General features: G+C 51.1%; 14 protein-coding genes. 8 read left to right on the top strand and 6 right to left on the bottom strand.

Annotation, left to right across the window (positions count from 1 at the left end; translation table 11 throughout):
- Positions 1-90 precede the first annotated feature (90 nt).
- Positions 91-1116, bottom strand: coding sequence for a 4-hydroxy-2-oxovalerate aldolase (dmpG, locus tag HBA55_RS22385; RefSeq protein WP_166996039.1), 1026 nt, complete (start codon positions 1114-1116; stop codon positions 91-93).
- A 33-nt stretch (positions 1117-1149) separates the two neighbouring features.
- Positions 1150-2082 carry an acetaldehyde dehydrogenase (acetylating) gene (locus HBA55_RS22380; RefSeq protein WP_166996038.1) on the bottom strand — a complete coding sequence of 311 codons (933 nt, stop codon included), beginning with the start codon at positions 2080-2082 and terminating at the stop codon, positions 1150-1152.
- 134 nt (positions 2083-2216) lie between these two features.
- Between HBA55_RS22380 and HBA55_RS22375 the strand changes: the two genes are divergently transcribed.
- Entirely contained in the window at positions 2217-2969 is a 753-nt protein-coding gene (locus HBA55_RS22375) for an IclR family transcriptional regulator (RefSeq protein WP_166996037.1), read from the top strand.
- 276 nt (positions 2970-3245) lie between these two features.
- Positions 3246-5396 (top strand): TonB-dependent receptor, encoded by a 2151-nt coding sequence (locus HBA55_RS22370; protein ID WP_166996036.1) that lies wholly within the window; start codon positions 3246-3248, stop codon positions 5394-5396.
- A gap of 141 nt (positions 5397-5537) precedes the next feature.
- On the opposite strand, the gene HBA55_RS22365 is transcribed toward HBA55_RS22370, so the two are convergent.
- The 4 genes from HBA55_RS22365 to HBA55_RS22350 form a co-directional block, all read right to left on the bottom strand.
- Positions 5538-6446, bottom strand: a complete 909-nt coding sequence (locus HBA55_RS22365) for a tyrosine-protein phosphatase (protein WP_166996035.1) — start codon at positions 6444-6446, stop codon at positions 5538-5540.
- A gap of 45 nt (positions 6447-6491) precedes the next feature.
- Positions 6492-9029, bottom strand: coding sequence for a TonB-dependent receptor (locus tag HBA55_RS22360; RefSeq protein WP_166996034.1), 2538 nt, complete (start codon positions 9027-9029; stop codon positions 6492-6494).
- A 248-nt stretch (positions 9030-9277) separates the two neighbouring features.
- Complete coding sequence (locus HBA55_RS22355) at positions 9278-10234, bottom strand: hypothetical protein (RefSeq protein WP_166996030.1); 957 nt, start codon at positions 10232-10234, stop codon at positions 9278-9280.
- Positions 10225-11091, bottom strand: coding sequence for a type 2 periplasmic-binding domain-containing protein (locus HBA55_RS22350; protein ID WP_166996028.1), 867 nt, complete (start codon positions 11089-11091; stop codon positions 10225-10227). The genes HBA55_RS22355 and HBA55_RS22350 overlap by 10 nt, the downstream gene beginning before the upstream one ends.
- 387 nt (positions 11092-11478) lie before the next feature.
- Between HBA55_RS22350 and HBA55_RS22345 the strand changes: the two genes are divergently transcribed.
- Genes HBA55_RS22345 through HBA55_RS22320 form a run of 6 tightly spaced genes read left to right on the top strand, consistent with a single transcriptional unit; the run spans position 11479 to position 17330 of the window.
- Positions 11479-12378, top strand: coding sequence for a GIN domain-containing protein (locus HBA55_RS22345; RefSeq protein WP_166996026.1), 900 nt, complete (start codon positions 11479-11481; stop codon positions 12376-12378).
- Positions 12379-12409: 31 nt separating this feature from the next.
- Positions 12410-12790, top strand: coding sequence for a GntR family transcriptional regulator (locus HBA55_RS22340; protein ID WP_166996024.1), 381 nt, complete (start codon positions 12410-12412; stop codon positions 12788-12790).
- Positions 12783-13691, top strand: a complete 909-nt coding sequence (locus HBA55_RS22335; RefSeq protein ID WP_166996022.1) for an ABC transporter ATP-binding protein — start codon at positions 12783-12785, stop codon at positions 13689-13691. Before HBA55_RS22340 ends, HBA55_RS22335 begins: the two co-directional genes overlap by 8 nt.
- Positions 13688-14686: a hypothetical protein gene (locus HBA55_RS22330; RefSeq protein WP_166996020.1), complete on the top strand. Its 999-nt coding sequence runs from the start codon at positions 13688-13690 to the stop codon at positions 14684-14686. Before HBA55_RS22335 ends, HBA55_RS22330 begins: the two co-directional genes overlap by 4 nt.
- A gap of 26 nt (positions 14687-14712) precedes the next feature.
- The gene (locus HBA55_RS22325) at positions 14713-14916 is read left to right on the top strand and encodes a hypothetical protein (protein ID WP_166996018.1); all 204 of its coding nucleotides are present in this window, start codon (positions 14713-14715) and stop codon (positions 14914-14916) included.
- 26 nt (positions 14917-14942) lie between these two features.
- Positions 14943-17330: a metallophosphoesterase gene (locus HBA55_RS22320; RefSeq protein ID WP_166996016.1), complete on the top strand. Its 2388-nt coding sequence runs from the start codon at positions 14943-14945 to the stop codon at positions 17328-17330.
- Positions 17331-17363: the final 33 nt, after the last annotated feature.

The following is a 17363-nucleotide window of genomic DNA, read 5'->3' as shown; positions in this document are numbered from 1 at the left end:
CAGCTAAACGGTTATAGCCTGACAATATGAGTGATATTTTGCTATTGCGGTGCCGGCACCAGGGCTATATGCCTCGGTGCCGGCGACCTGTTAACTTTGCTGTTTTAACAAATCCAACGCCACATCCACAATCATATCTTCCTGGCCTCCGACCATGCGGCGCTTGCCCAGCTCTACCAGAATATCGACGGTCTTTAAACCGTACTTCTCGGCGGCAATTTCGGAGTGACGCAGGAAGCTGGAGTAAACACCGGCATAGCCCAGGGCCAGGGTTTCGCGGTCCACCCGTACCGGGCGATCCTGCAACGGGCGAACAATATCGTCGGCCGCGTCCATCAGCTGATACAGGTCCGTACCATGCTCCCAGCCCATGCGTTCAGCCGCGGCGATAAACACTTCCAATGGTGCGTTACCGGCACCGGCACCCATGCCCGACAGACTGGCGTCGATACGGTCGCAACCTTCTTCCACGGCAACGATGGAGTTGGCCACACCGAGGGACAGGTTGTGGTGGGCGTGAATGCCGGTCTGGGTTTCGGGTTTAAGTACGTCTTTTAGCGCTCGGAAACGATCACGGATATCGTTCATGTTCATGGCGCCACCGGAGTCGACCACATACAGGCAGGTCGCTCCGTAATCTTCCATCAGCTTGGCCTGTTGCGCCAAACCCTCCGGGGTCTGCATATGGCTCATCATCAAAAAGCCAACGGTGTCCATGCCCAGCTTGCGAGCATGTTCGATGTGCTGCTTGGAGACATCGGCCTCGGTGCAGTGGGTCGCCACGCGGACGATACGGGCACCGGCGTTGTAGGCGTTGTCCAGATCGTGAATGGTGCCAATGCCGGGCAGCAGCAATGTTGCAATCTGAGTGTGCTCAACCACTTCGGCGACGGCTTCGATCCATTCCAGATCGCTGTGGGCACCAAAGCCGTAGTTAAAACTGGAACCCTGCAGGCCGTCGCCGTGGGCGACTTCGATGCTGTCTACCTTGGCACTGTCCAGAGCTCTGGCGATGTCCTGAACATTCTTGATGGAATACTGGTGACGAACCGCATGGCAACCATCGCGAAGGGTGACATCAGAAATATACAATTTTTTACCGGGGTTAAAACTCATGGTCATTCCTCGTCAAATTCTGGGCTTATGTTCTTATGACAGTGACTGAGCAATACGCTCAGCTGTTGCCAGTGCCGCGGACGTCATGATGTCCAGGTTGCCTGCGTAAGAGGGCAGGTAATGAGCGGCGCCCTCAACTTCCAGGAAGATGGATGTCTTCAGACCGGTCATATGGCCAACGCCCTCAACATGCACGGGGTTGGATTCGTCAATAACATCAAACTGAACTTCCTGCTTGAGACGGTAACCGGGCACATAGTTTTGTACGGCCTCGGCCATTTCCTTCACGGATGCCGCGATCTGGTCCTGATCAGCAAGTTCCGACAGAACATACACGGTGTCTCGCATCATCAGTGGCGGCTCGGCGGGGTTAAGAATAATAATCGCCTTGCCCTTGGTGGCGCCGCCAATAACTTCAATGGCTTTTGAGGTGGTCTCAGTAAACTCGTCGATATTGGCGCGGGTACCGGGCCCGGCGGACTTACTGCTGATGGACGCAATAATCTCACCGTAGTGAACCTTGGCCACGCGGGATACCGCAGCGACCATGGGGATGGTGGCCTGGCCACCGCAGGTCACCATATTGACGTTGGTCTCGTTCAGGTGCTGCTCCAGGTTGACCACCGGAACGCAGTAGGGGCCAATAGCAGCCGGGGTCAAGTCTACGAAGCGCAGGCTCGGCTTTTTACCCAGCAAGAAGTTCTGATTGTGGACATGAGCGCCGGCCGAGGTGGCGTCGAAAATTACGTCGATATCGGTAAACTCCGGCAGCTCGGCTAAGCCCTCGACACCCTCATGGGTGGTGGCCACGCCCATACGGCTGGCTCTGGCGAGGCCATCGGAATTCGGATCGATACCCACCATGGCGCCCATTTCGATATGGTCACTGGTGCGGAGGATTTTGATCATCAAATCGGTACCAATGTTTCCCGAACCGATGATCGCGGCTTTCAGCTTTTTACTCATAGGACTCCCCTGTAGGCACAACTGGAGTGGTTGGAATATGGGTAAAAGTATGCGGTGGCTCGAAAGGGCGGGCAATTGCCTGCCTTTTTGAATTCCCATATTATGAGAATTCACCAAATGAGGCAGGTTCGACCATGACTGGTACCAAATCGATCGACAAGGCACTTTCGGTGTTAAAACACGTCCTGTGGGACGAGGAGACCCGGGTCGAAGAGCTGGCGCAACAGCTGGATATGCCACTGGCCACCATCTATCGCCATATCACCGCGCTTGAGCGAGGCGGGCTGGTGTGGCGCGAGAATCGCAACGCCTTTGCGCCTGGCGTGTGTCTGCTGAGGCGATTTGATACGCAAGGGTTCAACGCCTTTTTGTCTGAGCAATCGCGTCCGATTGTCGAGGCGTTTTCAAAGCACATGAATTTGACGGTTCATCTCGGTGTTTTTGAAGACGATATGGTGACCTATCTGGTCAAATGTGCGGTTGAAGGCAGCGGTTTTTTTACCCGTGAAACCGCTCAGCTGGATGCCTATTGTTCCGGGCTGGGCAAGGTGCTGCTTGGTAGCTTGTCCGCAAGGGAGCTTGATAATTATTTTTCCAGTGGCACTCTTCCAAAGATTACCGCAGCGACTATTACGGACGAAGCTCAGTTACGTAAAGAGGTTCGCGCCGTCGCAAAACGGGGTTACGGCATGGACGTCGAGGAATTTGAAGAGGGTCTGTTTTGCGTCGCAGTGCCAATAACGGATCGGGACCAAAAGGTGCTGGCGGCGCTGTCAGTTTCCTCGCGTGAACCCGAGCATGTGGGAGCCAACCTGAAGTCGGTGTTGAAAAAGCTGCGCACAGCTGCCGGAGACATTCAGGAGGCTCTGTACAGCGGCACGGGTTAAAAACTATCACGGACACTGCCATACCGCCCCATAGGGTCATTTCTGTGACCTTGCCTGATACAAACACCAATCTTTCTTCCCCTCTGGCCACAATTCACCACATTGCCGATGAATTTTCGAGGCCTGGCTCAATACGAAATAAGAATATTGATACTTGTTTGTTGAACCTATCATATAGCTATGGTAGCTTATATATTAGATTACGAGGTAAACAGATTAGATAACTATCCGTGCACGTTCCCCGATCGTGTATAGAATAAAAAAGAGGGTATAGACATGAAGCAATCCAAGAAGAAACTGCTGGCAGCACTGGTGGCCTTGTACGGTACCGGTGGCCTGATTGGCCACGCCCACGCGGAAGGCGGGCTGATGCTCGAGGAGATTGTGGTTACGGCGCAAAAACGGGAAACCTCGCTGATCGAAACCCCCATGAGCGTTAATGTGACCACTGGCGATGCTATTGAACAACAGGGTATCGACAGTGCGCTGGATCTGTCATACACCGTCCCCAGCTTTAATGTGCAGGAGGCTCGCAAAGGCTCTCAGGTCTTCACCATTCGTGGTATTGGTAACGGTTTTGGTTCTTCCTCCCTTGTCGGGGTTTACCTGGACGATATCGACGTTACCGGTCAGGGTCCGACCCAGGTGGACCTGAGCCTGTATGATCTGGAGCGGGCGGAAGTGCTGCGCGGGCCCCAGGGGACCTTATACGGCGCAGGTTCCGTCGGTGGTACCGTCAAATACGTCACCAAAAAGCCCAATCTCAGCGAAATGGAGGGTAAGGGGGAAGTCTCTGCCTTTGATACCGCTAAGGGTGATATGAGTTATGAACTGCGTGGAGCGGTGAATATTCCCGTGGTTGAAGACGTGTTTGCCCTGCGCACCACAGTCACCTATTCCGACGAGGGCGGCTGGATCAATCAGCCTAATGCGGGTAAGGACGACGCCAATGACAGTGAGCTGCTCAATGTCCGGGTATCGGCCATGTGGCAGGTCAGCGAGGCCTTCCAAGCATTGGGTACGGTGATTGTTCACAGAAACGATTTGGGGGCGACGACCAATGCCAACCTGTCGCTGTCCGACAGCGAATTCACCGCCTTTGGTGATCCGCAAGGGTTTGATACTTCCTATGAGCTGGATTACGACTTCTACGGTCTGACGCTGACCTACGATTTTGATTTCGGCACCTTGACCAGTGCCACGGGGCTGATCGAAATCGACAACGCGATTTCGGATACCCGTATGTTTCCCGCCATGAGCCCTCCAGCACCGGTAGCGGCTATCGGTTTTGAGCGAACCGAATACGAACAGGCGGAAACCTTCACCCAGGAGATTCGTTTGAATTCCACCGGCGAGGGCAATGCCGATTGGGTGGTGGGTTTCTTTTATCGCAAGGAGGAATCCGACACGAATCCGGTGGGTGTTGATGTGTTCGGGCTCGGGCTTTTCCCGGATAACGGCCCTTACATTACCGCACCCCACAGCCAACCGCCAGAGTCCAGTGAAAACGAAGCCTGGGCGGCGTTTGCCAATGTGGATTATCGCGTTTCCGATCGCTTAACCATCGGTGCGGGTATTCGTTATTTTGAGGATGAACGCCAGGCATTTGATGTGGTGACTTTTGATCCGGGCAATCACCAAAAAGGTGAATTTGATGACGTCAGCCCACGTCTCTATGCCTCTTATGCCGTAACCGACGATATTAACCTGTATGCCAGCTACGCCCAGGGTTTCCGCAGCGGTGGCTTTAATTCCCCGGCGCTGGCTGCCATGGGCATTCCGCAAACCTATGACGTTGAAAACGTCGACTCCTACGAATTGGGCGCAAAGATGAGCCTGCTGGATGGAGCGCTCTACGGAGAAGTGGCACTGTTCTACTCCGATTATCAGGATATCCAGGGAGCGCAGGTTATCTTCCAGCCGGTTCTGGCTCGTTTGACCAAGAACTTGGGTGAAGCGGAAGTACAGGGCATTGATATATCCATGATGTGGCAGGCAACGGAGAGTCTGACGCTGGGGCTGAACGGCAATTACACGGATCACGAGTACACCGCGGTTCCTCCCGGCGCGGCACAGGTGGTTGGTGACCCGCTGGATAATGTGGCGAAGTACAGTTACTCATTGACTGCCGATTATCAGTTCGATTGGACGACGGATTATCCGGGGTATTTCCGCCTCGCCTATAACAAGCAGGGCCCCATGTACTTTATCAATAGAAATTCCCTGTTGATCAATCCGGAAGACGAAAGTGATGCTTTGGCGCTGGTTAACGCTGGTCTCGGGATGGAAGTGGGCAATACGGTCATTGAAATTTTCGGGCAAAACCTTGCGGATGAAGATGGTGCCATTACACCGGGTCGATTCGGGGGAAGGCCGGCCCAGTATCGTCCACGCTCAGTGGGAATCAAGGTGGGGTACAATTTTTAACGCCTGATCTCTCGTCTAAGAACACTCTCTCCTTGGCCCGTACAGTTTGACAGCTTACGGGCTTTTTTTGTATGGCGATCAACAAGCTAATATCCGACATTAAATCCTGTTATATGAGGGGTGCCAGAGAGAAATAAAGCCTTAATGTTCCAGGTATTTTGCGCGCAACAGCGTGATGTCGGCGTCACTGACATTCAGATCCTGCTGGATGTAATTCATAACGCTGCCGGACTGCTGCTCTATCCAGGTGAGAGTGCCAGTCATCCAGGGTTCACGTACCGACAAGAATATTTCTACGATGCCATTCGGCAGGTGATTATCTGTCAGTGGCTTAATGTCACTGGCAGGCTCCGGGTTTTTCTGATGGGCGAGCTTCAGATAGGGAGCTGACAGCATATAGTCTTCCATGATCTGCTCGCGATCCACACCCAGCGCGGTGAGTATCAGTGCCGCAGCCATACCGGTGCGATCTTTGCCACTGGAACAGTGAAAAAGAACGGGCTCAGAGGTATTGATCAACGTCTCAAACATGTCCCGATAGAATGCCGAGTTCTGCTTCAGAAAATCTATGTAAAACTTCGTCATAAATTGATCAATTTCTTCGAGCGTTACTTCGGGGCTGCGAATCAGCTTAATCATTTCTTGCTTTTGAGCGTGCATCTCATAGTCCCAATTGAGTTGGTCAACTTCCCCGGCCTGCCACTGGGTGAGGGCCTCACTGCGCTGCCTGGCTGTACGGAAGTCGATAACTGTAGAGATATTGCGACTGCTTAACAGTTTGTAATCGTTATCTGTTAATCCGCTAAGTTCGCCAGAGCGATAGATTTTATCCCAGGCAACTTTACGTCCATCAGAGGTTTGATAGCCACCAAGATCGCGAAAATTCTTTCCACCTTCCAATGGTAGAAGTCGGTCTCGATCCTCTGTCTTGCTGCCAGCAGCTTCACTTTCCGGGATACTGCCTGCCGGACTGTTACCCTCATTACAGCCTAAAAACAGCATGCTGGATATGAGTATAAATAGTATGTAGGGAAGGTGTTTGCACTTCATAAGTCTATTTGGCCTTTTTTGCGATGATTTCAAAAGCGGATGTATTTACCAGCTGTACTCTACACCCATAGACAGGGCGCGGGGTGAATTATAACCGCCTGTCACCATGCCCAAACTGAGGTCAACGGCATCGGTTAACACACGCTCATCCCCCAGGTTTTTACCCGCGGCAAATACCCGCCATTGCTCATCCGCAGAATGCCAGGTTACTTGAGCATTCCAGATTCCAAATGAGTCTGAAATGGCATTCTGTGTAGCAGCTACGCGACTGTCCCAGGGCTGAGTCACCGGTGTTTCATCCGTGTAGGCATACTGCAGAAACAATTCAATATCCCCAGTGGAACCCAGAGCCAAACTGTAACGCGTGCTTATGTTGCCACTCCATTGCGGTGCCCGACCTGTCTCCAAATACTCTGAAATATCAACAGCTTCAAAAACTCCTTCTTCCACTTCCTGTTCTTCAATTGACTCGGTGATGTCTGAATCCAGATAGCTGAGATTCATATCTACCCGCCAATTTTCAGTCACCGCATAACCGATGGTCATATCCACACCTTGTGTTTCAGCGATACCAAAGTTGCCCACAACTGAGTCCGTGTCGGGGTTGCCATCTTCATCTTCTGTCAGAACAAAATTTCGGTATTGGACGTCGTCAATTTCGTTTTTGAACAGCTCGATATTAAAAAGCATACGACCATCAAACAGCGTGGATTTAAAGCCGAGCGCATAGGCGGTCAAGGTCTCTTCATCGAACTGTGACAAATTCGAGTCTGTAAGCCCGTTGAAGCCCCCGGATTTAAAGCTGGTTGAGACGCTACCGTACAGCATCCCAAGGTTCGGGATTTTATAGCTTAGACCGAACAGATAGTCGAAACTACTCCAGTCGCCTTCTTCATAGAGCTCTACCAGGTCGCCCTCCAAGAACATTAGTGGCCGTGTAGACACGGGGGTACCGAGTTGCGCTGTCAGTGCCTCCGTTGCGCCGGCAATCCTGTCATCGTACCAATATTGGTTAAAAGCGCTATCCAGAAATAAAGCGCCGAGGATATTGGTGTCTTGTTCTATGTCCAGGCTTGTCTTCTCTTCCTCCGTGTAACGACCACCAATATTGAGTGCCAGTTGTTCAGTAATATCCCATTCCACGTTAATGAACGCCGCTTTGCTCTCCAGCTCAGTGCGTGTATCCAGTGTTTCTGTCAAAAACAACATTCCAGGCAACAGTTCCTGACCAAAGGTGGGAATCCAAGTATTCAGTGTTTCCTCAATACTGGGTTGAGAGCCTAGAAAGCCTGCGGCCCCGGCGCGGACAGCATTAACAACCAAGGAATTAGTCAGATTAGAGTCCAACGCTGTACCACCACGATTACCTGGATTGTTTTCCTGATCAAAGTAGTAAAGACCCGCCATGACTTTCAGATTGTCCGATATAAACGACAACTGCAATTCCTGTGAAAACTGCTCTTCTTTATCGCCTGATACTGTTGCAACGTAACTGTAGGCGCTGCCGTCTACCTCTGTCTCGCTTGCACTCTTGCTATTGTACTTTGAACTGATGGATTTTAGTGACCACTGGTCGGTTACTTCATACTCCACAACCAAATTGGCAAGCTGGGACTCCACCTTGAAGGCGTCTGGATTCACGCTAGTGCTGACATCGTCCTCATGATTGTACTGGGAGTCGATTGAGCGATCGATAGCTAACAATTCATAGGCCTCTAACCCGCTTGGCAGAGCGGTACCGGCCGCTGCGGCGATCTGCAGTTGTTCTTCCCGAGTCAATGCGGAGTAAATTCGGGTCGGCACTCGGCTCACTGAATCGTTTTCGATGTGGCTGTAGGAAAAGTTGACTGACAGTTGATCTGAGGGCTCCCAGGCCAGAGCAACACGAGCGCCGCGCCAATCCTCAGTCCAGTACTCCTCGCCGGTATTGACATCGTTTTGGAGTCCATCCCTCTGCTTATGACTGACTGAAACAAGTCCGGAAAGGGTGTCAGTCAAAGGGCCTCTTGCTGTGCCTTTTACCGCCAGCATACCATCACTGCCAAACTTCGTTTCCAGGTTGCCCCCAAATTCATTCGACGGTTTCTGTGAGGTGAACTTTAGAGCCCCAGCTGTTGTATTGCGCCCGTACAAAGTACCTTGAGGCCCTTTGAGTACCTCTACCTGCGCAATATCGAGCAGGTTTACGAATTGACCAGAGCTACCAAGGATATAGGTGTCATCGATGTAAACGGCAACACTGGGCTCAAATGCGCCGCCGAAAGGAGTTCCAATCCCGCGAATAGAGGCGTTGGTGGAACCCGATCTCAAGCCACCAGTCTCAGCGATATAGACATTACTGACGGCACTTTGAAGATCAGTAACATCATTGATCTGCATTTCCTTTAAGGCGTCCTGATTGAATGCTGCGACCGTCACGGGTACATCCTGCAGACTTTCTTCGCGCTTGCGCGCAGTCACCGTAACCTCTTCTAGCAAAAGAGATTCGTCTTTCTGAGCATAGACGCCAGCGGGGATGGCCATTTGAATCGCCAGTGCAATTAGCGTGGGCTTTATGGAATTTAACGGTTTGTTTTTTATCATAGTCAGCTCTCTCTTATTGTTAACTCAGGAGGGCGAATCGCCTCCTGTTGATAGTTACCGTCAGTAGAGTATGTTTGGAGGCCGGCGTTGCTGCCACCAAAGCGACATCGAATAGATAAAATAGATATCTCTAAAATATAAGTCTTTGAAAATCATAAAGAAAAATAGTTCGATGCCTGATGCCAGGCGATGCTCGAATACAAGAGAAAAGAGGGCTGCAAAGGGGGGCAGTTGGCGGTTACGCAAGCTTAAGGCAGGTGAATTTGTTCTGGAGACAAGCGCAGGCGGTAGCGAAATCTGCCGCTGGCAGAGTCCCGCTGCATATCGAACAGGTAGGGTTCGGCCAATGCATCTCCGAGGCTTTGTACCAGTACGTCCTTTATCTTGTTACGATTCTGGTCCAGAGTTTTGGCCTTGAGGCCGTTATTTTCCAATTCATTAATGGCTTTGTTGTGTCCGCCATGCCGTTTCATTAATGCCAACAGCTCGGCAGATGTGTCGTGGTCAGGCCGGTTGGTTTGCGGGTTTAGAAACCAACCCTCATTGGTATTCTCCACTCGCAGGGTGGCGTACCAGACCAGGTAGAGAAGTGGGGTTTTCGGCAGTTCGATGGGTATACCGTGAACGACGGCGGTGCCTGACTCCACATCGAAGCACAGGTTGTCCTTATCGGCGCAAATAGACCTGGCATGGCTGTAGGGAATGCCGGCTTGTTGTGATAGCTGCATCCATTGCCTTTGTCGAAAAGTCATGGTTGGTGGCAAAAGGGTAAATGCGACTGTCGCAAGAGTGGCAATGCCAATGGCAATAAAGGCAAGTGCCGACCAGTCTTGCTGGCATTGAATGTCAATTGAAGTCTGTTGCAGGCTTCTGCCCATATACCAACTCAGGGCGATAGAGCTATCGGATTTGATATTTTTGCTTGGCAGCCCATGGCAGGAGGCAAAAGTCGATACCACTTGTGTTAAGGGAAGTGTGGACAAGTCTTTAGCAAGCTTCCCCTGGATAACCACGGTATAATCTGCTGTACCGGGATACGGTGTGAAGGCTTCACTCAATCGTGCCTCCAGCAGGGGAATCACATCTTTCTTGAGTTGGTGCTTGATGCTGATTGAAACATAGGTGGCAGCGCCGAGCCCGAGCACTAATACCATAACCAGCCAGGTTAGTATCCATTGCCGAAGTCCGGTAAGTTTTAGTGGCATTCGGCGTCTGGTTCCAGTTGTTTGGTGTAGAAGGATGTCCCGGCCAATACCAGATCTACTCGTAGCGCTTTTTTCAGGTTGCAATGTGAAATCCCATGGGGCAGGTTTTTGCGAACATACCAGGCGCCACTTTCTTCATCTTCCATGATCGGGTATGTGTATAAACTTTCCAGTTCGGCAGCGGTGAAGGATTGCTGGCCTTCGAGCGCGCCGCTGATCAGATCCAGCTCACCCGCTTTAAGGCGTAGCGCCAGTTCGGCGAAATTGTCTGCATATTCAATCTTCAGGCTAGACATATCGTCTATTGTGGTTGTTAATGCCGCCATTGGCAGCAAATAACCTGACTGGCTCTTTTTGTCATTGCTCAGCCCGATTCGTTTGCCTTGCAGCCATTTGGCATCCACGCTTTGTATCGGGGTGAGGCTGAACCAGTGCACAGAGTAGGGCTGCAGTACCTGCAAATTTTCATAGAGGTCTTCAAAGTGGGGCACTTGCGCTCGCAGGATATAATCTCGGCTCCAGAGTAGATCGAAACGTTGCTCCAGGATTGCCTCTGCAGAGATTTCGCCACGGTGTTTCCAGTGGATATTGACCTGATTGAAATATTCGTTGATTGCCGAAGGGTAGCAAAAGTTTCGGGCCAGTTCAGCAGCCATCAGGTAGGCTGGAGTAAGAATAGAAAAGTCCGGCCTGTTCTGATCAGCATTTTCATTGATACAGGTGTAACTGGCGTAATCCGAAAGTGAGACTTCACCCAGCCGCGGATGCACCAGAGATAAACAGATCAGGGCTGCGAACAGCAGGATCAAAAGCTTCAGTGCTATGACAGGGGCTCGACGAGTTGCCAGAAAATACATGATCGCGATTTGCCGGATTTTATAGTCGGATTGGCTACTTGATTATTTCTTGTTGCCTCTTCTGGTTTTTACGATAATCCTTTAGGGGGTTGGTCGCAATTCCCTGTGTCGTCCAATCTATTGTCCTCAGCTGACAGTCGTCAATATCTTTTAGAGTTTCGTACCAGAGTCATTTGTCCATAGGTATCCAGTTTGTTATCTCAACCTTCCAATTGTCGTCTTGGTTATGGTGTTATAGTTGACCATAACACCGCAGTGACCTAGTGTGGCCTCCACTGGTACAGGCTAAGTCATTTTTTGTGTTGCAGCTTTGGTGGTGATCGAAGATGCGATAGGTAAATGTCACGTCAAGTTTTCATTCAGGCCCGCCCACAGAGGAGCGACGCGATGAGACCCCAAATTGCTTTGTGTGGCCTGTTGTTGGCAATGCAGGCGGTGGGCAGTTATGCGGAAGATCTTCTGAGAAAGGTGGTGGACTTGGAAGGCATTCAGCGAATTGTCTTTAACGGTGCCGCTGAATTAGTCGTTAGTCAGGGCGATAAGGAATCTCTGGTCATTACCGCTTCAAAACCGATGCAGGATCGGATTCATGTGGCGCAAAAGGGCAGTAGCTTGCGCCTCGAAACCCGAGAGGCGCTGTGGGGCTTTTTTGACTTTGATACACGCGTGCGTTTTGAAGTGACTATGAGCGAAATTAAAGCCATCAGCGCTTACGGCTCCGGACCGGTTAGTGTCTCGGATATCCAAGGCAGCAGTATTACCTTAAAACACCTTGGATCAGGTGCTATGTCCCTGGGAGACATTATTGTGAAGGAATTGGAGCTGAAAATGGCGGGATCGGGTGATTTCTCTGCGCAGAAAATGACGGCGGAGGAAGTTGAATTGGAAGCCGCAGGTTCGGGTGATATTGCCATTGACACCGTGATTGCAGACGAATTGGACATAGAAATGGCCGGTACGACCGACCTGAACTTGAATCGCTTCAGTGGCGATGAATTGGAAATTGAGCTGGCAGGTGCCTGCAATGTTGAGATCGCTGATGTGGGAGAAGTGGTTGAGCAGGACATTGTGATTAACGGATCGGGCAAGTACTCAGCCCCAGGTTTGCAGAGTCGGTTTGCCGATATTGAAATCAGCGGTTCAACTCATGTAGTGGTGTACGTGACCGAAGAGTTACAGGTTGAAGCCAGCGGGGCGGCGGACGTACGTTATTACGGTGCCCCACGTGTTGAAGCTCATACCAGTGGTGCCAGTAAAGTGATCTCTCTCAGCAAACCGAGATCTTAGCTGCCAATATTGAAAGCTGGATAATTGTTCAATGCAGGAAAATTGGAAAGACGATCAGCCAATCTATCGGCAACTCCGCGATCGCGTGGCAGCACTGATCATGGAGGGCGCCTATCCGGAGGGGCAGGCCATACCCTCAGTGCGGCAGGTATCCGGCGAGTTTCGTATTAATCATCTCACGGTATCCAAAGCCTATCAGGAATTGGTCGATCAGGGTCTGGTGGAAAAGCGCCGGGGCTTGGGTATGTTTGTGATACCTGGAGCGAAAGACATGATACGTGAATTGGAACGCAACAAATTCTTAAACGCTGAACTACCGGAATTTGTCATTCGAATGCGGAAACTCGGTATAGATAAAGAAGAATTGATCAAGCTGTTAGAGCAACTGGATGGAGGGGCGCTTGATGAATGAGCAATCCAGCAGCCTGGTCAAGGCGCGCGGGCTTTGTAAACGTTATGGCAGCAAGTTGGCCCTCGATAATCTGGATATTGATATTCAGCCGGGACGAATAGTGGGTCTGATAGGTCCCAATGGTGCCGGTAAAACCACGGCGCTTAAATGTCTGCTGGGGCTGGCGCCTGCCCAAGGTGAGTTAATGGTGCTGGGCTTAAATCCGAGACAGGCGCGAACCGCCTTGTTGGAAGATGTGTGTTTTATTGCCGATACCGCCATTTTGCCGCGCTGGATGAAAGTATCGCAGTCACTGGATTATCTCGAAGGTGTGCATCCGAAATTTGATCGCAGCCGCGCAGCGGCTTTTTTGCAAACCACCAGTATTCGCTTTAACAGCCGGGTGAAGGATTTGTCGAAGGGCATGATTACCCAATTGCACCTGGCTTTGGTGATGGCGATTGACGCTAAGCTGCTTATTCTCGATGAACCCACGCTTGGTTTGGATATTCTCTATCGCAAACAGTTTTATACAACCTTGCTGAACAATTACTTCGATGACGACAAAACCATTATTATCGCTACACACCAGGTTGAGGAGATAGAGCATATTCTTACCGATCTGATTTTTATCAAAGACGGAAAGATAGTCCTGGACACCGCAATGGATACTTTGTCGAACACCTATCTGGAACTGAAAGTACGCGACACGGAGCTGGATCAGGCTCGGGCGTTAAACCCTATTGGGGAGCGCTCACTGCTCGGGTCGCGCGCACTGATCTATGAAAACGCTGACCGCGAAACTTTGGCAAAGCTCGGTGAGTTACATACGCCAGGCATTACCGATCTGTTTGTGGCCAAAATGAAAGCTTCCCCTGGCAAAACGGGCTTAGCGCTAAATGTGGCGGAGGTCAGCCAGTGAATACATTCAGCGCTCTTATAATGCCGGTCAAAAGAGAGTTTTGGGAACACCGCGCTCTTTTTCTGCTGCTGCCCGCTGTCTTAACCGGGTTGTTACTGGTGGCGATGGGCGCAGGTCTGTTGATTACAATCAGTGGCAATATCAATATCTCGATCAGTGGCGACAAACTTCAGTTCGGAGAGCGTGAGTCGTCCTCTAATGTCGCACCGACTGATATGGATTCACAAGTCCGTATCCTGCTTGGTGATGATGCGGAAGCCGACCGCCAGGGTTGGGAGCCTATTGAGCAGGGCGTGCTTGGCACCAGTGACGGAGATATTACCCGGGGTGCTTTGATGGGAGTAAATCTGTTGTTTGTGGTGGTAGCGATTTTGGTGGCTCTCTATTACCTGCTGGGGTCGCTCTTTAACGACAGAAAGGATGGCAGTGTGCTTTTTTGGAAGTCGTTGCCTATATCGGAAACCCAAACCGTGTTAACCAAATTTGTGGTGGCTGTTTTCGCTCTACCACTGGTTGCTTTTGTCGCGGCGATTGTCAGTGGTTTTGTTTACCTGCTGGCGGCGATGTTGTTTGTGTCACAAACAGGCTCTACCAGCATCGCCGCCGTGTGGGCGAACGCCAGTGTTATCGGAATGTCGCTGCAATATCTACTGTTGATGTTTGTTATTGGTCTCTGGGCCGCGCCCATATACGGTTGGCTTTTGCTGGCATCGGCGGCAGCAAAACGCTCACCCTTTATGATGGCGGTGATACCACCGGCGGTTGTGGTAATGATTGAAAGCTGGCTACTGGGCAGTCATCGTTTGCTTGATAGCCTGTATGCGCGTGTGCCGGGAGATGTTGTCGGAATCAAAGAGCCGGGTTTCCATTTTGAGCGCTATAGCGAAATCCTGTTCGGTCACTCGTCGTCTGCGGCGTTTTGGACAGGACTCATTGTCGCTGGCGTATTTCTGGCGGCGGCAGTTTGGCTGCGCAATAACCGTTTCGAAATTTAATTCCGATGCTAACGGATTCCTTCGCTATGGAAAAAACAGAAAACTCTCAAAAGCAGGAAAAATCTTCCTATGGGTCAGTTGTGACAAAATTTGTGGTTATTCTTTTGGGAGTAGTGGCCATGCTGGAAATCATAGCCATGCTAACCCTGATGCATCAGCAAATGAATACTTATGAGATATTTGTTGGTCGGAAATTCTCAATTATCGATCAGCTGCTGGAAATATTCTGACCTTCTGTCAATTACGGTAATATTCTATGTCATTGTTAACGTCCGAAACAAAAAACAGAGTTGAGCCAGCCACTGGCAATCGCGTTATTCTTGAGGGGAACAGTCATAAGCGTTTGCTGGTCTCTGCTGCTCTCGCGTCCATGTTCCTATTCAGCTCTCCGGTAAGTTCTGAGGAATCGGCGGCCGTGATTCGCGGCCCTTATTTGCAGCTGGCAACCCCCGACGCCATTACCGTGGTTTGGCGTTCAGACAAGCCAATTGACCCGGTTGTGCGCTATGGCCTGAAAGCGGATAAACAGGTACAGGAAGAATCTGACAATGTTTTCCAGCGAATAGCGCCGGTTGTGGACAGCAAGCCTGATAAACACTTCGCACGTTTGCACAGTGCGGCACCAAATACCTACCAGTATGAAATGACGTTGACAGGCCTGGAACCGGAGACAAAATATTTCTACTCTGTTTGGGATGGCGACAAGCCGCTGGTAGAGGCCGACAAGGATCTCTTTTTTGAAACCCATCCGCAAGCGGGTGACTCTCGTGCCACACGTTTGTGGGTAGTGGGTGATTCCGGCAATGGCACGCCAACGCAGCATAAGGTTTACGAAGCGGCGCGCAACTTTGTTAAAGAAACCAATAATCCCATAGACCTTTATCTTCACGTGGGTGATATGGCTTACGAAAGCGGTGAAGACGACGAGTTTCAGAAAAACTTTTTCGATATATACCAGCCTACACTGCAAAATACGGTAGTCTGGCCAACCATGGGTAACCACGAAGGGTTTATTTCCACCGGCATCACCGCCGATGGCCCCTATTATGATGCTTATGTCAGCCCCACCGGCGGCGAGGCAGGGGGCGTTCCCTCGGGTACCGAAGCCTACTACTCTTTCGATTACGGCAATATTCATTTTATCTGCCTCGATTCACACGACCTGGATCGTTTCCCCAATGGACTCATGGCGCAGTGGCTGGAGCGAGATCTACAGTCTACCCGGGCGGATTGGTTGATCGCGTTCTGGCACCATGCTCCCTATACCAAGGGCAGTCACGATAGCGACATCCAATTGCAGGGGCTTGAAATGCGCGAGCAGATTATGCCAATACTGGAAAAATATGGTGTTGATCTGGTGTTGACCGGTCATTCTCATATTTACGAACGTTCCATGCTGGTCGATAAGGCCTATCACACGCCAACTACCAGCGAAGGTGTTGTGCTGGACGATGGTGACGGGCACATTCACGGTGATGGTGCCTACCACAAGAGTCATGGTTTGAATCCGCACGAGGGCACCGCTCATATTGTCACCGGTCACGGTGGCGGTGCTACCAGCGCCCGTCGTGGCGTTATGCCGATCATGCGTCAGTCGATGCTGGAGCATGGTTCGGTGATTGTTGATATTGAAGGGGATATGCTCACCGCGAAAATGATCGGAGGTTCCGGTCAGATTCGCGATGAATTCCACCTGGTGAAAAAAGGTCGTGTAAAGCCAAAAATTGTGAAACAGCCCTGGTCACCAGTGGGACCCGAAGTGACTCCGGCAGGAGGTCCCTTCCCTGAGGTGCCGGTAGCCATTGCTCATTCCGGATACTGGGAAGATGGCGAGATTCACTACACACTCGATGGCACCGAGCCCACGCGTGAATCGGCTCGCTATAAAGGCCCGATTGAATTGCCCCAGGACGCAAGCCTGGTGACCCTGAAGGCGGCTTCCTTCAAGGGTAAGAAATTACAGCCGTCATTGGCGAGCACGGCCAAATACAAAGCATTTGGCCCCGATATTCCGCTTGCGCGAAACCGGATTGCAGTGGACGGAAAACTTGACGATTGGGCTCAGTGGCAGGGGGAGCCGATTGTATTGGACGAAACGACATTGAACGAGGGTGAGGAGACCGGTGTCTGGGGTGGACCGGATGACCTGAGCGCCGATATCAAACTGGCCTGGCGAAAAGAAGGTTTGTACTTTGCGGTGACGGTAACGGACGATGTTTATCTTCCCGCTGAGCATGACATGGTCATCGTCTTCGATAACTTGACCTTTATGGTTGATGGTCGTGGGGCGGAGAATCGTACCGATTCAACCATGGGGCAGGGCGCTTATATGACTATAGTCAGCGCCGATGTCAGTGGCGAGGGGCATCGCTCCTTGAGCTACACGCCTATGTTCGATAACTACACCTACGCGGCACAGCGTACTGAAAGGGGTTATGTGGCTGAATTCTTTGTGCCCTTTTCTGAGAAGTTGTTTCCCGATCAAGGGTTTAAGGCAGGGCGTGAAATTCAGTTGGCAGTGTCCATAATCGACCAGGACGGCCCCGACAGTGACGGTGCCAATGTTATGGCCTGGGGGGCACTTGTCGCAGAGGACATTATCAAAAGTACGACCTACTGGAAGCCCATGCGTCTCGCCGAATAATTAGTGGGAGGTGCAAAGATGATTTCAATATCA

Origin of the sequence: Pseudomaricurvus alkylphenolicus (assembly GCF_011683955.1) — a bacterium.
GTDB lineage: Bacteria > Pseudomonadota > Gammaproteobacteria > Pseudomonadales > Cellvibrionaceae > Pseudomaricurvus > Pseudomaricurvus alkylphenolicus.
The sequence above is the reverse complement of the archived record's forward strand: the minus strand, read 5'-3'. Positions and strand labels throughout refer to the sequence as shown.